The following is a 23,761-nucleotide window of genomic DNA, read 5'->3' as shown; positions in this document are numbered from 1 at the left end:
CGCCGCACCCGGCCGCGCCCGCGGCGGACGCAACATTAGACTCATCTGATCGGCAAGCTCGACCACGGCAGCAAGGAGGCATGGGGTGGCATTGCTGACCCGTATCAAGGGGCCGCGCGACCTGGACCGCCTGAGTCCGGACCAGCTGACACAGCTGGCGGGGGAGATTCGTGGCTTCCTCGTCGACGCGGTCTCCAAGACCGGCGGACACCTCGGCCCGAACCTCGGCGTGGTCGAGCTGACCATCGCCCTGCACCGCGTCTTCCACTCCCCGAAGGACAAGGTCCTCTTCGACACGGGGCACCAGTCCTACGTCCACAAGGTGCTGACCGGCCGCCAGGACTTCACCAGGCTCAAGGCCAAGGGCGGGCTCTCCGGCTACCCCTCCCGCGCCGAGTCCCCGCACGACATCATCGAGAACAGCCACGCCTCCACGGTCCTGGGCTGGGCCGAGGGCCTCGCCAAGGCCAACGAGCTCCGCGGCACGGACGACCGGGTCGTGGCCGTCATCGGCGACGGGGCGCTGACCGGCGGCATGGCCTGGGAGGCGCTCAACAACATCGCCGCCGCCAAGGACCGCCCGCTCGTCATCGTCGTCAACGACAACGAGCGCTCCTACGCGCCCACCATCGGCGGCCTCGCCAACCACCTCGCCACCCTGCGCACCACGGACGGCTACGAGCGCTTCCTGGCCCGCGGCAAGGACATCCTGGAGCGCACCCCGGTCGTCGGCAAGCCGCTCTACGAGACCCTGCACGGCGCCAAGAAGGGCCTGAAGGACTTCATCGCGCCGCAGGGCATGTTCGAGGACCTGGGCCTGAAGTACGTCGGCCCGATCGACGGCCACGACATCGAGGCGCTGGAGTCCGCGCTGACCCGCGCCAAGCGCTTCGGCGGCCCGGTGATCGTCCACTGCCTCACCGAGAAGGGCCGCGGCTACAGGCCCGCCGAGCAGGACGAGGCCGACCGCTTCCACGGCATCGGCCCCATCCACCCCGACACCGGCCTGCCCGTCTCCTCCGGCGGCAAGGACTGGACCTCCGTCTTCGGCGACGAGATGGTCGCGCTCGGCAAGGAGCGCGAGGACATCGTCGCCATCACGGCGGCCATGCTCCAGCCGGTCGGCCTGGAGAAGTTCGCCAAGAGGTTCCCGGACCGGGTCTACGACGTCGGCATCGCCGAGCAGCACGCCGCGGTCTCCGCCGCCGGCATGGCCACCGGCGGCCTGCACCCGGTCTTCGCGGTCTACGCCACCTTCCTCAACCGCGCCTTCGACCAGGTCCTGATGGACGTCGCGCTGCACAAGTGCGGCGTCACCTTCGTACTGGACCGCGCCGGCGTCACCGGCACCGACGGCGCCTCGCACAACGGCATGTGGGACATGTCGATCCTCCAGGTCGTCCCCGGCCTGCGGATCGCCGCCCCGCGCGACGCCGACCAGGTGCGCGCCCAGCTGCGCGAGGCCGTCGAGGTCGACGACGCGCCGACCGTGGTGCGCTACTCCAAGGGCGCGGTCGGCCCGGCCGTCGAGGCGGTCGGACGGGTCGGCGGCATGGACGTGCTCCGCGAGCCCGCCACCGACCGCCCCGACGTGCTGCTGGTCTCGGTCGGCGCGCTCGCCCCGATGTGCCTGGAGGTCGCCGACCTCCTCGACAAGCAGGGCATCTCCACCACCGTCGTCGACCCGCGCTGGGTCAAGCCGGTCGACGAGGCGCTCCCGGGCCTGGCCGCGCGGCACCGCGTGGTGGTCACCGTCGAGGACAACATCCGCTCCGGCGGCGTCGGTTCGGCCGTCGCCCAGGCGCTGCGGGACGCCGGGGTGGACATCCCGCTGCGCGACTTCGGCATCCCCGAGCGGTTCCTGGACCACGCCTCCCGCAAGGAGGTGCTGGCGGAGATCGGGCTCACCGCACCGGACATCGCGCGCCAGGTGACCGGCCTGGTCGCCAAGATGGACAACCGCGGCGACACCGCCGGCGCCCCCGCCGCGGACGCCGAGGCGGTCCCGGAGGCCGGCGGCCCCGGGAAGGCGGCCGAGCCCGCCGAGGTGGCCCGCGACTGAGGCGGCGCCCGCAGCCGTCACCCCTGATGGGCCGGCCGGACATCCGTACGGGTGTTCCGGTCGGCCCATCGGCATGACCGCGGTTGCACCCCATCGGGTGAATCCCCGCGTCCGAAAGGCCCGCCGAAGCTCACTGTTTACGGACATTGCAGACACTCGGTCAGTTCAGGACAGTTGCGTCAGGGCCATCCAGGCGGAGGTTCGCCCATGAGCACACAGCACGGACCGCAGGGTCACCGGCCACCGGGACCGCCCGGGGAATCCCGCCGCGATCGCGGCATGTTCCGCACGAAGACGGTCGAGCAGTCGATCCGGGACACCGAGGAGCCGGAGCACTCGCTCAAGAAGTCCCTCTCGGCGCTCGACCTCACCGTCTTCGGCGTCGGTGTCGTCATCGGCACCGGCATCTTCGTCCTCACCGGAAAGATCGCCAAGGAGCAGGCCGGGCCCGCCGTCGCGGTGTCCTTCGTCGTCGCGGGCGTGGTCTGCGCGCTGGCGGCGCTGTGCTACGCGGAGTTCGCCTCCACCGTCCCGGTCGCCGGGTCGGCCTACACCTTCTCGTACGCGTCACTGGGCGAGCTGCCCGCCTGGATCATCGGCTGGGACCTGATCCTCGAACTCGCCCTGGGCTGCGCGGTGGTCGCCGTCGGCTGGTCCGGCTATGTGCGCTCGCTGCTGGACTCCGCCGGGCTGCACCTGCCGTCCGCACTGTCCGGCACCCATGGCGGGCGGTTCGGCTTCGACCTGCTCGCCTGCGTCCTCGTCCTGGTGCTCACCGCCGTCCTGGTGTTCGGCATGAAGCTGTCCTCCCGGGTGACGACGGTGGTCGTCGGCATCAAGGTCGCCGTCGTCCTGCTGGTCGTCATCGCCGGCGCGTTCTTCGTCTCCGGCGCCAACTACCAGCCGTTCGTCCCGCCGAGCCGGCCGGCCGTGGGCGGCGGCGGACTGGCCGCGCCGCTCTCCCAGCTGATGTTCGGCTTCACCCCCTCCGACTTCGGCATCATGGGCATCTTCGCCGCCGCCGCGGTGGTCTTCTTCGCCTTCATCGGCTTCGACATCGTGGCCACCGCCGCCGAGGAGACCCGGGTCCCGCAGCGCGACGTACCGCGCGGCATCCTCGGCTCGCTGGCCATCTGCACCCTGCTCTACGTCGCCGTGTCCGTCGTCGTCACCGGCATGGAGAAGTACGACCGGCTCTCCGTGGACGCCCCCCTCGCCGACGCCTTCAAGCACGTCGGACACCCGTTCTTCGCCGACCTGATCAGCTTCGGCGCCGCCGTCGGCCTGACCTCGGTCTGCATGATCCTGCTGCTCGGCCAGAGCCGGGTGTTCTTCGCGATGAGCCGCGACGGGCTGCTGCCCCAGGTCTTCTCCCGCGTCCACCCCACATTCGGCACCCCGCACCGCTCCACCATCGTGCTCGGCGCCGTCGTCGCGGTCGTCTCCGGCTTCACCTCCATCGACGTGCTGGCCGAACTCGTCAACATCGGCACGCTCTTCGCCTTCGTGGTCGTCGCCATCGGCGTCATCCTGCTCCGCCGCTCCCGCCCCGACCTGCCGCGCGCCTTCCGCACCCCCCTGGTCCCCCTGATCCCGGTCCTCTCCGTCCTCGCCTCGCTCTGGCTGATGCTCAACCTGCCCGCCGAGACCTGGATCCGGTTCGCGATCTGGATGGCGATCGGCTTCGCCGTCTACTTCGTCTACGGCCGCGGCCACAGCCGCCTCGGCGCCCGCACCGAGGACCGGGGCCCGGCCGGCGCCCGCGCGTAGCGGACCGCTCGCCAACCACCGCGGCCCGTACGGCCCTTGGGGCGGTACGGGCCGTCCTCGCGGCCGCACGGAACGGTGCCGCGAGGGCCGCGCACCGCCCTGTGCGCCGGTCCGGGGCGCTACGGGGCCTCGCCGCGGCCGCGTCCACCCCACACCGTCCGGGGGCCCGTCACGGCGGCCCCCAGCGCCTGTACGCGCTCCCGCAGCCCGCGGTCCGCGGTGACCACGAGGCAGTCCCGCCCCCGGCCCTCCTCGGCCACCAGCTGCACGATCCGGTCGTCGCCGCTGCCGTACGCGGACACCACCCGCACGCCCTCGGCGGACGGCACGCCGCGCGCCGCGCCCTCCACCACGAGGACCATCTCCAGCGGCGGCGCGACCAGCCCCGGCAGCCCCGTGCCGGCGTACTGCGCGAGCGCGTCCCGCAGCCGCCGGGCCGCCCCGCGCCGGTCCCGCCACCAGCCGTCGGGCACCGAGCCGACCACATTCGCGGCATCGACGATGACCAGGGAGTCCATGGAATCCATACGGCCACCCTGTCATGGCCGCCGGCCTGCCACGGGTCGCGAGGTCTTCCCCCGCCCCCTCCCCCTCTCCCCCTTCGGGGGAGGGGGCGGGGGGTGGGTTCGGGGGTGGGGGACGCGCGTGGACGCGCTCCGCCTCCCGGGCACGCCCGGGAGGCGGAGCCCGAAAACGCGGCGGCGCGCGGGCCGGCTCCACCGAGCCGGCCCGCGCGCCCGACCATCCCCGCGCGAGGCCCCTTAGACGGGAACGCTCGCGATGCCCGGGGACAGGAACTTCTTGCCGGTCACCCGCTCGGAGACGCCCTCACGGTCCAGGTACGGCGTGATGCCGCCCAGGTGGAAGGGCCAGCCGGCGCCGGTGATCAGGCACAGGTCGATGTCCTGCGCCTCGGCGACCACGCCCTCGTCCAGCATCAGGCCGATCTCCTGCGCCACGGCGTCCAGCACGCGGTCGCGGACCTGCTCCTCGGTCAGCACCGAGTCGCCCTGCTGCAGCAGGGCGGCGACCTCCGGGTCCAGCTCCGGCTTCCCGCTGTCGTAGACGTAGAAGCCGCGCTTGCCGGCCTCGACGACCGCCTTCAGGTTGGGGGAGACCGTGAAGCGCTCCGGGAAGGCGCCGTGCAGCGTCTCGGAGACGTGCAGGCCGATCGCCGGGCCGACCAGCTCCAGGAGGACGAGCGGCGACATCGGCAGGCCGAGCGGCTCGACCGCCTTCTCGGCGACGGCGACCGGGGTGCCCTCGTCGATGACGTTCTGGATCTCGCCCATGAAGCGGGTCAGGATGCGGTTGACGACGAACGCCGGGGCGTCCTTCACCAGCACGGCCGTCTTCTTCAGCGACTTGGCGACCGCGAAGGCGGTGGCCAGCGACGCGTCGTCGGTCTTCTCGGCCCGGACGATCTCCAGCAGCGGCAGGATCGCCACCGGGTTGAAGAAGTGGAAGCCCACGACCCGCTCGGGGTGCTTGAGCTTCGACGCCATCTCGGTGACCGAGAGGGAGGAGGTGTTGGTGGCGAGCACGGCGTGCTCCGGCACCACGGCCTCGACCTCCGCGAACACCTTCTGCTTGACGCCCATCTCCTCGAAGACGGCCTCGATGACGAAGTCCGCGTCGCCGAAGGCGGCGGCCTTGTCGAGGTGACCGCTGACCAGGCCCTTGAGGCGGTTGGCCTTGTCCTGGTTGACCCGGCCCTTGAGCAGCAGCTTGTCGATCTCGCCGTGGACGTACGCGACGCCCTTGTCGATCCGGGCCTGGTCGATGTCCGTGAGGACGACCGGGACCTCCAGGCGGCGGGCGAACAGCAGCGCCAGCTGGGAGGCCATCAGGCCCGCGCCGACCACGCCGACCTTGGTGACGGGACGGGCCAGCGACTTGTCCGGAGCTCCGGCGGGCCGCTTGGCGCGCTTCTGCACCAGGTTGAACGAGTAGATGCCGGACCGCAGTTCGCCGCCCATGATCAGGTCGGCGAGCGCCTGGTCCTCGGCGTCGAAGCCCTGCCGCAGGTCGCCGTTCTTGGCCGCCGCGATGATGTCCAGCGCCCGGTAGGCGGCCGGGGCCGCACCGTGCACCTTGCCGTCCGCGATCGCCTTGCCGCGCGCCACGGCCGCGTCCCACGCCTCGCCGCGGTCGACCTCGGGCCGTACGACCTCGGTGTCGCCCTTGAGGACGGCGGCGGTCCAGTGCAGCGACTGCTCCAGGAAGTCCGCGCCCTCGAAGAGCGCGTCCGCGATGCCGAGGTCGAAGACCTGCTGGCCCTTGAGCTGCTTGTTCTGGTTGAGCGAGTTCTCGATGATCACGCTCACCGCGCGGTCCGCGCCGATCAGGTTCGGCAGCAGCGCGCAGCCGCCCCAGCCGGGCACCAGGCCGAGGAAGACCTCGGGGAGCGAGAAGGCGGGCAGCGCCTTGGAGACGGTGCGGTAGGTGCAGTGCAGACCGACCTCGACACCGCCGCCCATCGCCGCGCCGTTGTAGTACGCGAAGGTGGGCACGGCCAGCGACGACAGCCGCTTGAAGACGTCGTGGCCGCCCTTGCCGATGGCCAGCGCGTCCGCGTGGCGCTTGAGCAGCTCGACGCCCTTGAGGTCGGCGCCCACGGCGAAGATGAACGGCTTGCCGGTGATGCCCGCGGCGACGATCGCGCCGTCCGCGGCCTCCTTCTCGACCTGGTCGATGGCGGTGTTGAGGTTCGCCAGCGACTGCGGGCCGAAGGTGGTCGGCTTGGTGTGGTCCAGGCCGTTGTCCAGCGTGATCAGCGCGAACCGGCCGGCGCCCTTGGGGAGGTCGAGGTGGCGGACATGCGCCTGCGTCACGACCTCGTCCGGGAACAGCTCGGCCGCACCCTTCAACAGCTCAGCGGTAGTAGTCACTTGTTCCCCTCGAAGTGCGGGTTCTCCCAGATAACCGTGCCGCCCATGCCGAAGCCGACGCACATGGTGGTGATGCCGTAGCGGACCTCCGGCTGCTCCTCGAACTGCCGGGCCAGCTGCGTCATCAGACGCACACCGGACGACGCCAGCGGGTGGCCGAAGGCGATCGCGCCGCCGTACTGGTTGACGCGCGGGTCGTCGTCGTCGATGCCGTAGTGGTCGAGCAGCGAGAGCACCTGGACGGCGAACGCCTCGTTGATCTCGAACAGGCCGATGTCGTCGATCGTCAGACCGGCCTTGGCCAGCGCCTTCTGGGTCGCCGGGACCGGGCCGATGCCCATGACCTCGGGCTCGACACCCGCGAAGGCGTAGTCGACGAGGCGCATCTTGACCGGCAGCCCCAGCTCGCGCGCCACGTCCTCGGCGGCGATCAGCGAGGCGGTGGCGCCGTCGTTGAGGCCGGCGGCGTTGCCCGCGGTCACCCGGCCGTGCGGCCGGAACGGGGTCTTCAGGCCGGCGAGGTTCTCCAGCGTCGTGCCCGGACGCATCGGCTCGTCGGCGGTGGCCAGGCCCCAACCGGTCTCGCCGGCCTCGGCGTTGGTGCGGCGCACCGAGATCGGCACCAGGTCGGCCTGGATCTTCCCGTCGGCGTACGCCTTCGCGGCCTTCTCCTGGCTGCGCACCGCGTACTCGTCGGCGCGCTGCTTGGTGATGTGCGGCAGCCGGTCGTGGAGGTTCTCCGCCGTCATGCCCATGAAGAGCGCGGACTGGTCGACCAGCTTCTCCGACACGAAGCGCGGGTTGGGGTCCACGCCCTCGCCCATGGGGTGGCGGCCCATGTGCTCGACACCGCCGGCGACGGCGATGTCGTACGCGCCGAAGGACACCCCGCCGGCGACGCTGGTCACCGCGGTCATCGCGCCGGCGCACATCCGGTCGACGGAGAAGCCGGGCACGGACTGCGGCAGGCCCGCCAGGATGGCGGCGGTACGGCCCAGGGTCAGGCCCTGGTCGCCGATCTGGGTGGTGGCGGCGAGGGCGACCTCGTCGATCCGGGCCGGGTCCAGGTCCGGGTTGCGGCGCAGCAGCTCCCGGATGCACTTGACGACCAGGTCGTCGGCGCGGGTCTCGTGGTAAATGCCCTTCGGGCCCGCCTTGCCGAACGGGGTGCGGACGCCGTCGACGAAGACGACGTCCCTAGCGGTACGAGGCACGTTGGCTCTCCTCCAGGTGCGGGGTGGCACTGCTGCGGGGCGCGCCCCGGAGGACGCGTCACACCCCACATGCTACTTACGGGTAACCAAGCTGCACACCCCTCTCGCCCGGAGCGGCGAACGTCACACCGCACCCCGGCCGCGGCGGCCGCACGCACACGGCCCCGGCCGCGCGGTCTCGCGCGGCCGGGGCCGTGTGCCACCGGGAAACGGAAGGAGCCGGCTCACTCGCCGTTCGTCAGCAGCGCCTCGGTGAGGATCGGAGCGACCTGGTCGACCTGCCAGGGGCGGGCGCCGTGCCCGGCCAGGATCCCGGCGACCGCATCCTCGGTGGGGCGGGCCGGCGGCTCCCAGCACAGCCGGCGCACCGTGTCCGGGGTGATCAGGTTCTCCTGCGGGAGGCTCAGGCGCTCGGCCAGCGCCGTCACCGCGGCCCGCGCGGCCGACAGCCGGGCCGCCGCCGCGGGGTCCTTGTCGGCCCACGAGCGGGGCGGCGGCGGGCCGTTGAGCGGCTGGCCGGGCTGCGGCAGCTCGCTGTCCGGCAGCGCCCGGGCGCGGTCGACGGCGGCCTGCCACTGCTCCAGCTGGCGCCGGCCCATCCGGTGCCCGAAGCCGGGCAGCGCGGCCAGCGCATGGCTGTTCGGCGGCAGATGCAGCGCCGCCTCCACGATCGCGCCGTCGCCGAGCACCTTGCCCGGCGACACGTCGCGCCGCTGGGCGACCTGGTCGCGGGTGGTCCACAGCTCCCGTACGACCGCCATCTGCCGGCGCCGGCGGACCTTGTGCATCCCGGACGTACGGCGCCAGGGGTCCTTGCGGGGCGGCGGCGGGGGAGCGGCGGCGATGGCGGCGAACTCCTGCCGGGCCCACTCCAGCTTCCCCTGCCGCTCCAGCTCCTCCTCCAGCGCGTCGCGCAGGTCCACCAGCAGCTCGACGTCGAGCGCGGCGTAGCGCAGCCAGGGATCGGGCAGCGGGCGGGTGGACCAGTCGACGGCGGAGTGGCCCTTCTCCAGGGCGTAGCCGAGGACGTTCTCGACCATGGCGCCGAGGCCCACCCGGGCGAAGCCGGCCAGCCGCCCGGCCAGCTCGGTGTCGAACAGCCGGGTGGGGACCATCCCTATGTCGCGCAGGCAGGGCAGGTCCTGGGTGGCGGCGTGCAGCACCCACTCGGCGCCGGCGACCGCCTCGCCGAGCGAGGAGAGATCGGGGCAGCCGACCGGGTCGATCAGCACGCTGCCGGCGCCCTCGCGGCGCAGCTGGACGAGGTAGGCGCGCTGGCCGTAGCGGTATCCCGAGGCGCGCTCGGCATCGACGGCGACGGGGCCGCGGCCGGCGGCGAAGGCGGCCACGACCTCGGCGAGCGCCTCGGTGGTGGCGGTTACCGGGGGGATGCCTTCGCGGGGTTCCAGTAGGGGTACCGGCGCCGGTCGGGAATCCGGAGGCGAGTCTCCGGGTGCTCGCAGTGTCGTGTCTGCTGCGGTCTTTTGGGCGTCGGTCACCAGTCAAGGGTATCTGTGTATGCACGTCGCCCGTCGGGGGAATGTTCCCTCGACGGGCGAGACGGGTCGGAAGCGGGGGTTCAGTGGATGATGCCGGTGCGCAGGGCCACCGCCACCATTCCGGCCCGGTCGCCGGTTCCCAGCTTGCGGGCGATGCGGGCGAGGTGGCTCTTGACGGTCAGTGCCGACAGCCCCATCGACACGCCGATGGCCTTGTTGGACTGGCCCTCCGCCACCAGCCGCAACACCTCGACCTCGCGCCCCGACAGCTCGCGGTAGCCGCCGGGGTGTCCGGGCGCGCCCGGAGGGCGGCGCTGCATCCGGGCGGCGTTGGCGCCGATGGGCGCGGCGCCCGGCCGTCCCGGCAGGCCGAGGTTGGTGCGGGTACCGGTGACGACATAGCCCTTGACGCCGCCGGCGAGGGCGTTGCGTACGGCGCCGATGTCGTCCGCGGCGGACAGCGCGAGACCGTTGGGCCAGCCGGCCGCCCGCGTCTCGGACAGCAGCGTGAGGCCGGAGCCGTCGGGAAGGTGGACGTCGGCAACGCAGATGTCGCGCGGGTTGCCGACGCGGGGACGGGCCTCCGCGATGGACGACGCCTCGATCACGTCACGTACTCCGAGGGCCCACAGGTGGCGGGTGACGGTGGAGCGGACACGAGGGTCGGCCACGACGACCATGGCGGTCGGCTTGTTCGGGCGGTAGGCGACCAGGCTCGAAGGTTGCTCAAGGAGAACTGACACCGGGCCTCCTGGGGGAGTGGCGGGGACGGAAGCCGGCTGGGGAGAGCCGGAATGATCCGTGTTTGAAGGGTCACTGACCTCTTCGGCAGCAAACCGGCGGGACTTTAGACTTTGATCACGATTTAGTTAGGGGCAATTCGGGCAAATCGGATGCGTGAGCGATCAAGGTGAGCATGGAGTGCATATCGAGGTGATCACAGGCGTACGCGATGCCGCCCGGACCCTTCACGAGTCGGTGCCGAGGTGATCACGGCAGGGGCCGGGGCGGCGGACGAAGCGGCCCACGGCCGGCCCGCACACGGCGGCCCGCCGCCCGCGGGCCGCATCAAGAGGAAAGCGCCGCAGCTCAGTGGGGCTGCGGACCGCGCCGCTGGGGGAGCGGTACGACACCGCCGCGCGGCGCCGGGTCGAGCGGGGTCGGCGGCAGCCCGGCCACCTGGCACAGCAGATCGCACCACGCGGACAGGTGCGCCGCCAGATCCGGCACCCCACCCGGCCCCTCGGTCGGCGTCCAGGAAGCCCGGATCTCGATCTGGGTCGCCGGCTCCCGCGCCGCCAGCCCGCCGAAGTAGTGCGACCCGGCCCGCGTGACCGTGCCGCTGGGCGCCCCGTAACGCACGCCGCGCGCTTCCAGCGCGCCGGTGAGCCAGGACCACGACACCTCCGGCAGCAGCGGATCGGCGCCCATCTCCGGCTCCAGCTCCGCGCGCGCCAGCGTCACCAGCCGGAACGTGCCCTGCCAGGTGTCGTCGCCGGCGGGCTGGTGCAGCACCACCAGCCGCCCGTCCGCCAGGTCCTTGTCCTCCCCGCCCGGTCCCGCCTCGCGCTCGACCACGGCGGCCTCCAGCGCGTACGCGAAAGGGGCGAGCCGTTTCGGCGCGGGGGTCGGGTCGATCTCGATCTCCGGCCGCAGTCGTGCCGCCCGGAGCGCCTCGACCGCCTTGCGGAAGGGGATCGGGGTCTCGTCCGCGCTGTCCGCGAGGTGTTCGTGAGCCGCAGCCATGCCCGGAAGATTAGGCGGAAGACGGCGCTCATACGCGGAGGACACCCGATGCGCGCGTCGCCCGTTCGGAGGTGTCGACGGGCGCATGCGAAGATTCGGGTCGTGAGCGCCAACGACATTCCCCAAGCTCTCAACTCCGATCGAGCAGGGGAGACCCCAACTGTGGGCCAGCAGCAGACCGCGACGTACGACTCGGCATTCCTCAAGGCGTGCCGGCGCGAGCCGGTGCCGCACACGCCGGTGTGGTTCATGCGCCAGGCCGGGCGCTCGCTGCCGGAGTACCGCAAGGTCCGCGAGGGCACCGCGATGCTCGACTCCTGCATGCAGCCGGAGCTCGTCACCGAGATCACGCTCCAGCCCGTGCGCCGGCACGGTGTCGACGCCGCCATCTACTTCAGCGACATCGTCGTCCCCCTCAAGGCCATCGGCGTCGACCTCGACATCAAGCCCGGCATCGGCCCGGTCGTCGAGAACCCGATCCGCACCCGCGCCGACCTGGAGCGGCTGCGCGCCCTGGAGCCCGGCGACGTCCCGTACGTCACCGAGGCCATCGGGATGCTCACCCGCGAACTGGGCGGCACCCCCCTGATCGGCTTCGCGGGCGCGCCGTTCACCCTCGCCAGCTACCTCGTCGAGGGCGGCCCGTCCCGCAACCACGAGCACACCAAGGCCCTGATGTACGGCGACCCGCAGCTGTGGGCCGACCTGCTCGACCGGCTCGCGGACATCACCGCGGCGTTCCTGAAGGTCCAGATCGAGGCCGGCGCGAGCGCCGTGCAGCTCTTCGACTCCTGGGTCGGCGCGCTCGCCCCCGCCGACTACCGGCGCTCCGTCATGCCCGCCTCCCGCAAGGTCTTCGACGCGGTCGCCTCCTACGGCGTCCCCCGGATCCACTTCGGCGTCGGCACCGGCGAACTCCTCGGCCTGCTGGGCGAGGCGGGCGCCGACGTGGTCGGCGTCGACTGGCGGGTCCCGCTGGACGAGGCGGCCCGCCGGGTCGGCCCCGGCAAGGCGCTCCAGGGCAACCTCGACCCGGCCGTCCTCTTCGCCCCGCGCGAGGCCGTCGAGACCAAGGCCCGCGAGGTGCTGGACGCGGCGGCGGGCCTGGAGGGCCATGTCTTCAACCTCGGCCACGGCGTGCTGCCGAACACCGACCCGGAGGCGCTGACCCGGCTCGTCGAGTACGTCCACACGCAGACCGCGCGCTGACCGGACCGCACCGCGGTCGGCGGGGTCAGGCCGTCCCCCAGCCAACCCTGGGCGGTGCCCCAGCCGCCCGCACCGCCGCCGTCGCCTTGCGGGCCGCCATCAGCGCGCCCATGTCCGGGTCGGGTCCGGTGACCTCGGTGCGCATCCGCAGGGGCCGCGCGCTCAGAACGGGTACCCGGCGGGCGTGGCGCGCACCGTGGTCCAGCGGGTCTCGGTGAACGCGTCGAGGTTGGCCTCGCCGCCGAAGCGGGAGCCGGTGCCGGAGTCGGCCAGCCCGCCGAAGGCCGCGACCGGCTCGTCGTTGACGGTCTGGTCGTTGATGTGGAGCAGGCCGGTCGGGATGCGGTCGGCGAGGTCCAGCGCGCGGGCCGCGTCACGGGTGACGATGCCCAGGGCGAGTCCGTAGGTGGACTCGTTGGCGAGCGCCACCGCCTCGTCGAGGGTGCGGAAGGCGCGGACCGGGGCCACCGGGCCGAAGACCTCCTGGGTGTAGGCGGGGCAGGCGCCCACCGACCCCGGCCCGCTGCCCGCGCCGGGGTCCGCGTCGGCGAGGACCGTCGGGCGGTAGAAGAGTTCGCGATGGGTGCCGCCGGCCGCGATCCGCACACCGGACGCGGCGCTCTCGCGGACCAGCGCGTCGATCTTGTCGAGCTGGCCGCGGTCGATCACCGGGCCGAGGTGGACCTGCTCGCGAAACGGGTCGCCGACGGCCAGCGCGTCCGCCTTCGCCGCCAGCCGCTCGACGTACGCGTCGTAGAGCGAGGCGTGGACGAGGTGCCGCCCGGCCGTCATGCACACCTGGCCCTGGTGGAAGAACGACGCCCAGGCGGCGGTGGACATCGCGGCGTCCAGATCGGCGTCCTCCAGGACCAGGAAGGCGCTGTTGCCGCCCAGTTCCAGATGGGCGCGCTTGAGGTGCCGGGCGGCGAGGGCGCCGACGCCGCGGCCCGCGGCGGTCGAGCCGGTGAACGAGACGACCCGCACCCGCGGGTCCTCGACGAGCGCCCGCCCGGTGTCAGCGCCGCCGGGGAGGACGTGCAGCAGCCCTTCGGGGAGCCCGGCCTCGGCGAACACCGCCGCGAGCACCTGCCCGCCGCAGACCGCGGTGCGCGGATCGGGCTTGAGGACCACGGCGTTGCCGAGGGCCAGGGCGGGCGCCACGGAGCGGGTGGCGAGGATCAGCGGGGCGTTGAACGGCGCGATCACGCCGACGACCCCGGCCGGCACCCGCGTGGTGTACGAGAGGCGGGGCGCGCCGGAGGGCAGCACCTGGCCGAGCGGCCGGTGGGCGAGCGCGGCGGCCTCGTAGCACTCCTCGGCCGCGGTGCCGATCTCGAAGTCGGCCTTGCCCCGGATGCTGCCGGCCTCCCGGACGATCCACTCGCCGATCTCCGCCGCGTGCCGGTGGATCAGGTCGCCGGCGCGGCGCAGCACCGCGGCCCGTTCCGCGTACGGTCTGCGGGCCCAGTCGCGCTGCGCGCCGGCGGCCATGGCCGCGGCCTCCTCGACGTCCGGGCCGGCGGCGAGCGTCAGGGCGCCCAGGACCTCGCCCGTCGCGGGCTCCACCGCCTCGGCCGCGCCGCCGTGCAGGGAGAGCCAGTCCTTGGGATCGAGCAGGGGCATCGCGTCAACCTCCGGGAGACGGGCGACAGTTGATTGCTGAACGAGGGTGCCCCACGGTGGTCGGTGAGCCCTATGGAGCCGCCCGCGCCACCGGGACGGGCCCGCCGGCCCGCGGGCGGCCCCGCGCGGTGGCCCACCCGTCGGACGGGGCCTAGCGCTCCAGCACCAGCGCGAGCCCCTGCCCCACGCCGATGCACAGCGCGGCCAGCCCGGTGCCCGAGCCCGCGGCGGCCAGCTGATGGGCCACCGCGCCCGCGAGCCGGGCACCGGACGCGCCCAGCGGGTGGCCGATGGCGATCGCGCCGCCGCGCGGATTCACCACCGAGGGGTCCAGCTCCGGCCACTCGCCGAGGCAGCCCAACGCCTGGGCCGCGAACGCCTCGTTGAGCTCGAACGTCGCCAGATCACCGAAGCCGCGCCCGGCCCGGGTGAGCGCCCGCCGTACCGCCTCGACGGGGCCGAGCCCGAACAGCTGCGGCTCGACACCGGTCACCGCGCTCGCCCGGATACGGGCCAGTGGCTCCCGCCCGGTGGCCCGCAACCCCTCCTCGCCGACCAGCAGCAGCGCCGCCGCGCCGTCGTTCAGCGGCGAGGAGTTCCCGGCGGTCACCGTGCCGCCGTCGGAACGGAACACCGGCTTCAGCTTGGACAGCGACTCCAGCGAGGAGTTCTCCCGCACCGTCTCGTCCCGGGCCAGTGCCACGTCCGGCAGCGGCACCACCTCCGCGTCGTACGCGCCGGCCTGCCAGGCCCGTACCGCCTTCTGATGGCTGGCCAGCGCGAACACGTCCTGCTGCTCGCGGCTGATGCCGTGCTTCTCGGCGATCAGCTCGGCGCCCTCGCCCAGCGCCACCGTCCACTCCGGCGCCATCCGCGGATTGACCATCCGCCAGCCCAGCGTCGAGGAGAACAGCTCCTGATGGCCCGCGGGGAAGGCCCGTTCCGGTTTGCGCAGCACGTAGGGCGCCCGGCTCATCGACTCCACCCCGCCCGCCACCGCGATCTGCGCGTCGCCGTGCGCGATGGCGCGGGCGGCCTGGATGACCGCCTCCAGGCCGGAACCGCACAGCCGGTTGACGGTCACCCCGGGCACCGTCACCGGCAGTCCCGCCAGCAGGACGGCCATCCGCGCCACATTGCGGTTGTCCTCGCCCGCGCCGTTCGCGTCGCCGAAGTAGACATCGTCGATCCGCGCCGGATCGAGCCGCGGGGTGCGGTCCACCAGGGCGCGCACCACGTGGGCCGCGAGGTCGTCGGGGCGGACCGGGGCCAGCGCGCCGCCGTATTTGCCCACGGGGGTGCGGACCGCATCGACGATGTAGACATCCCGTACGCGTGGGTCGGTCATCAGGTTCTGTCCTCGCTGCACTCGCGGTCCCGGCTCGGCGGCCGGCGGGCGGTACGAAAGATCGCCGCTCGCCGCCCCGAGTCTTTGCCCGGCACCGCCCGCTGTCAACGGCAGGCTCGGCCACCTTCTCCGGAGGTACCGGGCCCGCCGCCCCGGCCCGGTCCGCCGGGCGCATCGCCGCCGGGTGCGCTCCGGTGCCCGGCCGTCCGGCCCGCCGATGCCGGGCGCCCGTCCCCCTGCCCCGTGATCCCCGCACGACGCCGTCCCCTCCTGATTCCGGCCTGCTGTGCCAACTGGCTTGATCTGGGCGCCGGTTCGACGCCGGGTACCCGAAGCGGGTTGCCGTCCGGGCCTCTCGACGAGGTCACGGTCCGGGCCCGGAGGGGACTCTGAGAGAGTGGAGGCATGAGCGCAGCGCACACCAGCAGGGGCCGGGCGCCCGGTCATGTCGTGGTCATCGGCGGGGGCATCGCGGGGCTGACCGCCGCGCACCACCTGCTGGAGGGCGGCGCCCGGGTGACCCTCCTGGAGGCGTCGGGCCGGCTCGGCGGCAAGCTGCTCGCCGGCGAGATCGCGGGCGTACCGGTCGACCTCGGCGCCGAGTCGATGCTGGCCCGGCGGCCGGAGGCGGTCGAACTGGCACGGGCCGTCGGGCTCGGCGAGCGCCTCCAGCCGCCCGGCACCGCCACCGCGTCGCTGTGGACCCGCGGAGCGCTGCGCCCGATGCCCAAGGGCCACGTCATGGGTGTCCCCGGCGACCTGGCGCCGCTCGCCGCCTCCGGTGTGATCTCCCCGGAGGGCATGGCGCGGATCGCCGAGGATTCGACGCTGGCGCGCACCGAGGCCGGGACGGACGTCGCGGTCGGCGAGTACGTTGCGGCACGGCTCGGCCGGGAGGTCGTCGACCGGCTCGTCGAGCCGCTGCTCGGCGGCGTGTACGCGGGCGACGCGTACCGCATCTCGATGCGCGCCGCCGTCCCGCAGCTCTTCGAGGCGGCCCGCACCGAGCGCTCGCTGATCGAGGGCGTACGCGCCATCCAGGCGCGCGCCGCGGCCCTCGTGCCCCCCGGCGGCCCGGTTGCCGGCGGCTCCGTCTTCATGGGCATCGACGGCGGCATCGGGACCCTGCCGGGCGCCGTCGCCGACGCGGTACGCCGTGCCGGCGGCGAGATCCTGCTCGGTACGGAGGTGCGGGAGCTGCGCCACACGGCCGCGGACGGCTGGCGGATCGCGGCCGGCGACCGGCGGATCGCGGCGGACGCGGTGATCATGGCGGCGCCCGCGGGCGCCGCCGCGCGGCTGCTCCGCGCCGGCTGCCCGGCCGCGGCCGACGAGCTGGAAACCGTCGACTACGCCTCGATGGCGCTGGTCACCATGGCCTTCCGCCGCTCCGACCTGGGCACCGTGCCCAGCGGCAGCGGCTTCCTCGTACCGCCCGTCGACGGCCACCGCATCAAGGCGTCGACCTTCGCCAGCCACAAATGGGACTGGATCGCCCGGGCCGACCCGGACCTGTTCGTGCTGCGCACCTCCCTCGGCAGGTACGGCGACGACGCCGACCTCAAGCGGGACGACGCCGAGCTGGTCGAGCTCTCGCTCACCGACCTCGGCGCTGCCGTCGGCCTGGCCGCCCGGCCGGTGGCCACCACGGTCACCCGCTGGGACGGCGGGCTGCCGCAGTACGCCGTCGGGCACGTCGACCGGGTGGACCGGATCCGCGCCGCGGTCGCCGGCGCGCCCGGCCCGCTGCGGGTGTGCGGCGCGCTCTACGAAGGCGTCGGCATCCCGGCCTGCATCGGCTCGGCGCGACGCGCCGCCGACGAGATCCTCGGGACCCTGGCGGCGGTCCCCGCCGAAGGCGAGTGAGAATGGACCACATGACAGACGCTTCCACCGCCCCCGAAAAGATCCCCAACGCCGGTAAGAAGGCCAAGGACCTCAACGAGGTCATCCGCTACACCCTCTGGTCGGTCTTCAAGCTGCGCGACGTCCTCCCCGAGGACCGCGGCGGCTACGCCGACGAGGTCGAGGAGCTGTTCGCCCAGCTCGCCGCCAAGGACGTGGTGGTCCGCGGCACCTACGACGTGTCCGGCCTGCGCGCCGACGCCGACCTCATGATCTGGTGGCACTCGGAGAGTTCGGACGCCCTCCAGGAGGCGTACAACCTCTTCCGCCGGACCCGTCTGGGCCGCGCCCTGGAGCCGGTGTGGTCGAACATGGCGCTGCACCGCCCCGCCGAGTTCAACAAGTCGCACATCCCGGCCTTCCTCGCCGACGAGGAGCCCCGCGCCTACGTGAGCGTCTACCCCTTCGTGCGCTCCTACGAGTGGTACCTGCTCCCCGACGAGGACCGCCGCCGGATGCTCGCCGACCACGGCAAGATGGCCCGCGGCTTCCCGGACGTCCGCGCCAACACCGTGCCGTCGTTCTCGCTCGGCGACTACGAGTGGGTGCTGGCCTTCGAGGCCGACGAGCTGTACCGCATCGTCGACCTGATGCGCCACCTGCGCGGCTCCGAGGCCCGGATGCACGTCCGTGAGGAGATCCCGTTCTACACGGGCCGCCGGAAGCCGGTCGCCGAGCTGGTCGCGGGCCTGGCCTGACCCGCCGGCCGGTCCGACCCGCCGGCACCCAGCGCCACGGGCCGCCCCCTCGGGGACGGCCCGTGCGTCGTGCGTGGTGCGCCGAGGGATCCCGGCCGCTACTTGCCCTGCGCCTGCTGCACCAGCTGACGCGCCCGCTGGAGCTGCTGGCCCGGCACCGGCTCGGCGCGCGGGCCGCAGTACACCCGGTGCCCCGGGACCCTGCCGCGCACCAGATACGCCTCGACGTAGGCGTTCACACAGGCGTTGCCGCCGAGTGCGATGCCGTGGGTGCCCGCCTTCCGCTCGGTGACCAGCGAGGAGCCCGGCAGCCGCCGCTGCAGCTCCAGCGCGCCCGGGTACGGCGTGGCCGCGTCCCGCTCGGCCGCCAGCAGCAGCACCGGGGGCAGCGCGCCGGGCTCGGTCCGGATGTCGAGCGGACGGCGCCGGCCGTGCAGCGTGTCGTCCAGGTCGTCCGCCGCCTGCAGCGAGGCGTCCGCCAGCTCCCCGGCGCCCAGCGTGCCCTGCGCCGCGCGGTCGGCCGTGCCGCGCACCGCGTCGTCGACGCCCGCCTGGGCCGACCGCGCCCGGTCCGGCCAGAACGCGCAGGGCAGGTTCATCCAGACGTTGTCCCAGGTCTCGAACGGCGCGGTCCGGGCGATCCGGGTGTTGTCCCGGTCCCAGACGCTCCAGTTGCGCGGCCAGGCCGCGTCATTGCACTCGACCGCCGTGTAGACCGCGTTGGAGTTCTCCTCGTCCTTGCCGTCGCCCGAGGGCATGGCCTGGGCGATCAGCTGCTTGGCGTCGCCGTGCAGGTACTTCGACAGCGCGTGGGCGCGCATCGGCCAGAAGAGGTCGTTGTAGCCGGTCTTGAGGAACGCGGCCTGCAACTGCGCCGGTCCGATCTTGCCGTTGACCGGCTTGCGGCGCAGCTGCTCGACGGCGGTGTCGTACGCGCGCTGGACGGCCGCCTTGCTCGTGCCCAGGTGGTAGGTGTCGTTGTGCTTGGCGACCCAGCGCAGCCAGTCGCTCCAGCGGCTCTCGAAGGCGACGCTCTGGTCGAGGTTGTTGCGGTACCAGATCTGCTGCGGCTGCGGGTTGACGATGCTGTCGAAGATCATCCGGCGGACATGGCCCGGGAAGAGCGTCGCGTAGACCGCCCCGAAGTACGTCCCGTAGGACGCGCCCATGAACGTCAGCTTCCGCTCGCCGAGCGCGGCCCGCAGCATGTCCAGGTCGCGGGCGTTGTTCAGGGAGTTGTAGTACGGCAGGTCGGCACCGGCCCGCTGCGCGCAGCCGCGCGCATACGCCTTCGCCTCCGCCACCTTCTGGCGCTTGAAGGCGTCGCTGGGGTACTTCGGGCTGTCCGTCGGCGCCTTGGTGAACTCCTTGGGGTCCTGGCAGGACAGCGGCGCCGAACGCCCCACCCCGCGCGGTGCGTAGCCGACGAAGTCATAGGAGCGGGCGGTCTGCCGCCAGGTGGGCAGCCCACCGTAGAGCGGGAACTGCATGCTGGACGCGCCCGGCCCGCCGGGGTTGAAGACCAGCGCGCCCTGCCGCTCGCCGGGCGCGGTGGCCCGGGCCCGGCTGACGGTGAGCCGGATCTTCCTGCCGTTGGGGCGCGCGTAGTCGAGCGGCACGGCGAGGGTGCCGCACTCGACGGCGGCTGGCAGACGCTCCACCGCCGCGCACCGGCCGAAGGAGATCGGGTGGACGGGGGCGGGCGGCGCGGCGGGGTCCCGGACCGCACCACCCGCCGGTGCGGTGGCGAGGGGGGTCAGGACCAGCGACCCGAGGGCGCTGTACAACGCAAGTGCTCTCACGAGCCGTCCCTTCGTATGGTGCGTGGCGCGCGGTGCGGGGCTCCCGGAGGGGCTCGCCGGCCCTAGGCCGCACGGTGTGCATACAAAAGGGATAGTTGGGCCGGATGGTGACGAAGTAAAGCACCGCGCTCCGGTGTCGGACGCTATGCCCCGGAAGAGTGGCGCGCCATGCGCAAGGCCGCGTCGCCGAGCCCGGCGGGCCCGCGGCGGAACCCCCGCAAGGGCGGCGAGCCGGAACCCGGCGCCGGGCCGCCCGCCCCGCACGCCGCCGGCCCCCGCACCGCCTCGACGGTGGCCAGGGTTGCCCGTATGGCGGGTATGCGGCGGCGGGGAGCCGCGTGGCGAATGGACCTATGGGGCGAACGGGCCTGCACGACGAAGGGCGGGGTGGCCCTCAACGTCGGTGCAGCGCACGCCGCACGGCGCGCGCGAGCCGGGCCACCGGTCGCGCGGACGGCGGCCGGGGACCCGCGCGCTCGCGCCACCAGCGCGTCAACTGCCGCCGCGCGGCCGGGTCTTCGGGGCGGCCCTGGGTCAGCAGGTACGCCGCGAAGTCCAGTGCGTCCTGGCGGTAGCCGCCGCGCAGGGGGCGGTACCGGGCGTAGCCGAGGAAGGCGGGACGGTAGGCGTCGCCGAGGATCTCCGGGAGTTCCGGGGCGACCTTGGCGACGACCGCGGCCCGCTTGGCGGTCAGCGCCCGGCTCTGCACCCGCAGCCGGCCGTGGTCGAAGCCCTCCGGCGCGGGCGTCCCCGCCACCAGTGCCGACAGCAGCGCGGCCTGCGCCAGCGCCAGCCGCTCCCGCGCGGCGTCCGTGGAGGAGGCCGGGCGCCGCTCGGCCCCGCCGGCACCGGGCGACGGCTGCGGGCCGGTCGCACCCGAGGACGGCGCCACCGGGTCCGCCGGGACCGCCTCGTCCCCGCCCTGTGCGGCGCCCTTGCTGTCCCCGGTTTCCCGGGCGGCCCTCCCGGTTCTCCCGGTTCTCTCGGCCCCCTCATCCCTCGCGTCCGCCGCGACGGTGCCTTCGCCGGCCCGTCCCGGGGCTTGCTCCTCCCGTACCGCGTCCTCGTCCCCCCGTACCGGCTCAAGCCGCCTGCGCATGACGGACGCCCCCCTTCACCACCGCGCGGATCGCGTCGAGTTCACCGGCCAGCTCGCCGCCCTCGGGGAAGTCGTCGTCGCGCTCCAGCAGTACACCGGGCGGGGCGATCCGGGCGCAGAGCTCGGCGAGCACGTCCAGCACCGGCTGGGTGACCGGGTGGGCGTGGCTGTCGTGCCACACCCCGTCGCGCTCGACACCGCCCGCGACATGCACGTACGCGATGGCCTCGACCGGAAGCCCGTCGAGGGTCGCGGCCGGGTCCTCGCCCCGGTTGACGTGGTTCGTATGGAGGTTGGCGACGTCGATGAGCAGCCGTACGCCGGTCCGCTCGACGAGTTCGGACAGGAACCGGCCCTCGGTCATCTCCTCGCCGGGCCAGTTGACGAGCGCGGCGATGTTCTCCAGCGCCAGCGGCACCGGGAGCGCGTCCTGGGCGATCCGGACGTTCTCGCAGAGCACGTCGAGCGCGTCGCGGGTGCGCGGCACCGGCAGCAGATGCCCGGCCTCCACGACCGGGGACGCGGTCAGCGGGCCGCCGGCACGGACGAACGCGATGTGCTCGGTGACCAGCGGGGAACCCAGGGCCGTGGCGCGTTCGGCGAGCGCGGCCAGCCGCCCGGCGTCCGGACGGTCGGCGCCGCCGAGGCCGAGCGAGACGCCGTGGGGTACGACGGTGGTGCCGCGCTCGCGCAACTCCCGCAAGGCGGACGGCAGATGTCCGGGGCAGACGTTCTCGGCCACCACCTCGACCCAGTCCACGCCGGGCAGCGCGGCGATCTCCGCGGCGATCTCCGGCCGCCAGCCGATGCCCGTACCAAGCCGCTCCATTGCTCCCCCTCTTGCCCCCCTTGTCCTGCTCCGTGCTTGTCTAGCTCCGTGGTCGGAGTACTCATGACCTCGTCAAGGCGGGCTAATCATGCGCCCGTGTGCTTCAGAGCTTGATTTGAGCTTCGGGGCGGGGCGGTTGCCGGGTGGGTCGGTTGACCGCTCGACGGGCGTCGACCGGTCAGCGCACCGGCGACGGCCAGGACCCCTGAAGTGCCGGATGGTCCGCGACGACCGTGCACGAGCCCGGCGCGATCTCCGTATACCCGGCATCCCGCACCACGGGCAGCCCGCTCCGGGTGAGCGCCTCCCACGCCGCGGGCTCCGCGACCCGTACGGCCAGCGGGAATCCCGCCTCCCGCCAGGCGACACGTGCCGCCTCGGGCAGCGTCCACCACGCCACCTGGGCGCCGTGCCCCGCCTGGGCCATTGCCTTGCCCGCCGACATCTCCAGCCCGGGATTGAGCCACAGCACCGGCTCCCCGGCGGCCGGCTCCCCGCACGGCTCCGGATCGTCGAGCTCGGTCCCCGAAACCTGGAGCCGCGCCAGATCCTTCGGCCAGCCGTCCAGCGGCACCGGCGGGAAGACCCGCACCTCGGCATCGCGGCCGGTGACGGTGATGCCCGGCAGCGCCTCGGCACGCCGCCACTCCGCGCCTCGGGCCCGCCGTACGACCTTCCGGATCCGGGAGTCCTCCCAGTCCCGCACGGCCTGGGCCCACTCGCCCTCCCCGGCGGCCCGCTCGTCGGACAGCAGCACCAGCACCGCCCGCGCCGCCGTCTCCAGCGCGTCCGTACGCGCAGGCGGTGCGGCCCGCTCTATTCGCACGACGAGCGGCAGCACGAACTGCGGTGCCTCCTCCGCGCCCGCCTCGTCCCGCACGCTCCGGTCGTCCTCGCCGGGCCGAGCCTCACGGCGAGCGGCCTCGTGGCGACCGGCGTCGGGGTGGGTGGTCTCGATGCGGTGGGTCGCGGGGCGGTCGGCCACGGGGCGATCGGTCGGGGTGTGGCCCGGCTCGGCGTGGTGGGCCTCAGCACGCCCAGACGGGCTGCTGGCGCTGTCGCCGGCCTGCCCGGCGGTCTCGGTACTGGTCACTCGCTCAGTGTGCCAGCGGGCACTGACAACGCGGGGAGTGAGGGGAGGGGGGAGTAGCGAGAGACCTCAGATTCTGAGACATGGTTGAAGCTCGGGTCCGGGCGTGCAAACGGCCACCCTCCGTGATGACGGTGGGTGGCCGTACTTGGTCTGGCGAACTTGGCTCAGGAGCCGTCGGGCGCAGCCTCGAAGCTGTATTCATAGCCGACGGTCAGCCGGTAGGGCAGGCACCATTCACCGAATTCGATGACACCATCGTTGTCCCAGAGCCGATGCGCACCAGCCAGGATGGGTGAACCGGTACGGAGACCAAGGTAGTTCGCTTCCCGTACGTCAGCGTCCCTGCCGTGGATGTCGTCGCGACCCGCGACGACGCGGCGCCCAATGGCCTTCTGGATCTTCGGCAGTAGCCCGGCCGAGGATTTCGCGGCGGTAGAGAGCAGCTCGGGAACGGCTGCGGCGAAGTGGGCGGGGTACCACGTCACGAATAGGCCGGTCCGCTGCTGCCCCTTGCCGGTGTGCCACTGACGGCGCACCACCTGGTCACCCTCAGAAAGATCGAAAATCTCGGAGATGTACTGCGGTGGCCTGATCAGCTCGGCGTGGGTGACGATCATCGTCTCCCCATCGGCCAGGACTGAACCAGTACGCAGGACGCGAGTGATTCGGTCGTAGCCCGAAGGCGCAACCTCCGGGGCGTTGGCAACGAACGTCCCCCTGCGTGATGTGGTGATGTACCCCTCCACCTGCAGTTGATCGAGGGACCGACCGAGGGTGGCGACCGACACCCCTTCTTGTCGGGCCAGCTCCCGCACGGGCGGGAGCTTTTCACCCTCCTTCAGGGCGCCATCCAGGATGCGGCGTCGGATGCGTTCCGCAACCTGCATGTACGGGTGATTGGCGTCCGTCATAGCGCCTCCTGTCGTCGGCATCCTAGGTCACTGATCAATGTACTAGGACACGCGTAATCCGT

16 protein-coding genes and 2 pseudogenes are annotated in these 23,761 nt (G+C 73.2%); 5 read left to right on the top strand and 13 right to left on the bottom strand.

The features are described 5' to 3' along the window. The first annotated feature begins 85 nt into the window (after positions 1-85). Together dxs and GR130_RS29865 are read left to right on the top strand one after the other, a co-directional pair. Complete coding sequence (gene dxs, locus GR130_RS29870; protein WP_159507587.1) at positions 86-2,062, top strand: 1-deoxy-D-xylulose-5-phosphate synthase; 1,977 nt, start codon at positions 86-88, stop codon at positions 2,060-2,062. 279 nt (positions 2,063-2,341) lie between these two features. Then, a complete protein-coding gene (locus tag GR130_RS29865) occupies positions 2,342-3,832 on the top strand; it encodes an amino acid permease (RefSeq protein WP_159507586.1) in 1,491 nt (496 codons plus the stop codon). A 119-nt stretch (positions 3,833-3,951) separates the two neighbouring features. On the opposite strand, the gene GR130_RS29860 is transcribed toward GR130_RS29865, so the two are convergent. The 6 genes from GR130_RS29860 to GR130_RS29835 form a co-directional block, all read right to left on the bottom strand. Beyond that, on the bottom strand, positions 3,952-4,350 hold the full coding sequence (locus tag GR130_RS29860) for an NTP pyrophosphohydrolase (protein WP_201305234.1): 399 nt from the start codon (positions 4,348-4,350) through the stop codon (positions 3,952-3,954). A 243-nt stretch (positions 4,351-4,593) separates the two neighbouring features. Next, positions 4,594-6,723 (bottom strand): 3-hydroxyacyl-CoA dehydrogenase NAD-binding domain-containing protein, encoded by a 2,130-nt coding sequence (locus GR130_RS29855; RefSeq protein ID WP_159507584.1) that lies wholly within the window; start codon positions 6,721-6,723, stop codon positions 4,594-4,596. Continuing rightward, positions 6,720-7,937: a thiolase family protein gene (locus GR130_RS29850; protein WP_159507583.1), complete on the bottom strand. Its 1,218-nt coding sequence runs from the start codon at positions 7,935-7,937 to the stop codon at positions 6,720-6,722. The genes GR130_RS29855 and GR130_RS29850 overlap by 4 nt, the downstream gene beginning before the upstream one ends. Positions 7,938-8,161: 224 nt before the next feature. Continuing rightward, positions 8,162-9,436, bottom strand: a complete 1,275-nt coding sequence (locus tag GR130_RS29845; RefSeq protein WP_159507582.1) for a ribonuclease D — start codon at positions 9,434-9,436, stop codon at positions 8,162-8,164. 80 nt (positions 9,437-9,516) lie between these two features. Next, positions 9,517-10,179 carry a response regulator transcription factor gene (locus GR130_RS29840; RefSeq protein ID WP_016573641.1) on the bottom strand — a complete coding sequence of 221 codons (663 nt, stop codon included), beginning with the start codon at positions 10,177-10,179 and terminating at the stop codon, positions 9,517-9,519. Positions 10,180-10,525: 346 nt separating this feature from the next. Next, positions 10,526-11,182 (bottom strand): DUF3000 domain-containing protein, encoded by a 657-nt coding sequence (locus GR130_RS29835; RefSeq protein ID WP_159507581.1) that lies wholly within the window; start codon positions 11,180-11,182, stop codon positions 10,526-10,528. Positions 11,183-11,344: 162 nt separating this feature from the next. Between GR130_RS29835 and hemE the strand changes: the two genes are divergently transcribed. Continuing rightward, on the top strand, positions 11,345-12,391 hold the full coding sequence (gene hemE, locus GR130_RS29830; protein ID WP_236574038.1) for a uroporphyrinogen decarboxylase: 1,047 nt from the start codon (positions 11,345-11,347) through the stop codon (positions 12,389-12,391). Positions 12,392-12,553: 162 nt separating this feature from the next. On the opposite strand, the gene GR130_RS29825 is transcribed toward hemE, so the two are convergent. Beyond that, positions 12,554-14,014 (bottom strand): aldehyde dehydrogenase family protein, encoded by a 1,461-nt coding sequence (locus tag GR130_RS29825; RefSeq protein ID WP_159507580.1) that lies wholly within the window; start codon positions 14,012-14,014, stop codon positions 12,554-12,556. A 151-nt stretch (positions 14,015-14,165) separates the two neighbouring features. Beyond that, positions 14,166-15,362 carry a thiolase family protein gene (locus tag GR130_RS29820; RefSeq protein ID WP_159507579.1) on the bottom strand — a complete coding sequence of 399 codons (1,197 nt, stop codon included), beginning with the start codon at positions 15,360-15,362 and terminating at the stop codon, positions 14,166-14,168. A gap of 405 nt (positions 15,363-15,767) precedes the next feature. Between GR130_RS29820 and hemG the strand changes: the two genes are divergently transcribed. Together hemG and hemQ are read left to right on the top strand one after the other, a co-directional pair. Next, positions 15,768-17,228 (top strand): protoporphyrinogen oxidase, encoded by a 1,461-nt coding sequence (gene hemG / locus GR130_RS29815; protein WP_159507578.1) that lies wholly within the window; start codon positions 15,768-15,770, stop codon positions 17,226-17,228. 2 nt (positions 17,229-17,230) lie between these two features. Beyond that, positions 17,231-17,965, top strand: coding sequence for a hydrogen peroxide-dependent heme synthase (hemQ, locus tag GR130_RS29810; RefSeq protein ID WP_159507577.1), 735 nt, complete (start codon positions 17,231-17,233; stop codon positions 17,963-17,965). 98 nt (positions 17,966-18,063) lie between these two features. Here hemQ and GR130_RS29805 read toward each other — a convergent pair whose 3' ends face one another. The 5 genes and pseudogenes from GR130_RS29805 to GR130_RS29790 all read right to left on the bottom strand — a co-directional run bounded on the left by GR130_RS29805 (position 18,064) and on the right by GR130_RS29790 (position 23,699). Beyond that, positions 18,064-19,767 carry an alpha/beta hydrolase gene (locus tag GR130_RS29805; RefSeq protein ID WP_236573644.1) on the bottom strand — a complete coding sequence of 568 codons (1,704 nt, stop codon included), beginning with the start codon at positions 19,765-19,767 and terminating at the stop codon, positions 18,064-18,066. Positions 19,768-20,161: 394 nt separating this feature from the next. Further along, positions 20,162-20,572, bottom strand: a pseudogene (locus GR130_RS42105) (endonuclease); the annotation flags it as partial. Positions 20,573-20,852: 280 nt separating this feature from the next. Further along, positions 20,853-21,695 (bottom strand): annotated as a pseudogene (locus tag GR130_RS42100) (DUF692 domain-containing protein); the annotation flags it as partial. Positions 21,696-21,873: 178 nt separating this feature from the next. Beyond that, on the bottom strand, positions 21,874-22,575 hold the full coding sequence (locus GR130_RS29795; RefSeq protein WP_159510303.1) for a peptidyl-tRNA hydrolase: 702 nt from the start codon (positions 22,573-22,575) through the stop codon (positions 21,874-21,876). A 377-nt stretch (positions 22,576-22,952) separates the two neighbouring features. Continuing rightward, a complete protein-coding gene (locus GR130_RS29790; protein ID WP_236573642.1) occupies positions 22,953-23,699 on the bottom strand; it encodes a GntR family transcriptional regulator in 747 nt (248 codons plus the stop codon). Positions 23,700-23,761 lie beyond the last annotated feature (62 nt).

It is taken from the genome of Streptomyces sp. GS7, assembly GCF_009834125.1.
Taxonomy (GTDB): Bacteria; Actinomycetota; Actinomycetes; order Streptomycetales; family Streptomycetaceae; genus Streptomyces.
Note: the sequence above shows the minus strand (reverse complement) of the source record. Positions and strands in the feature narration are given on the sequence as shown.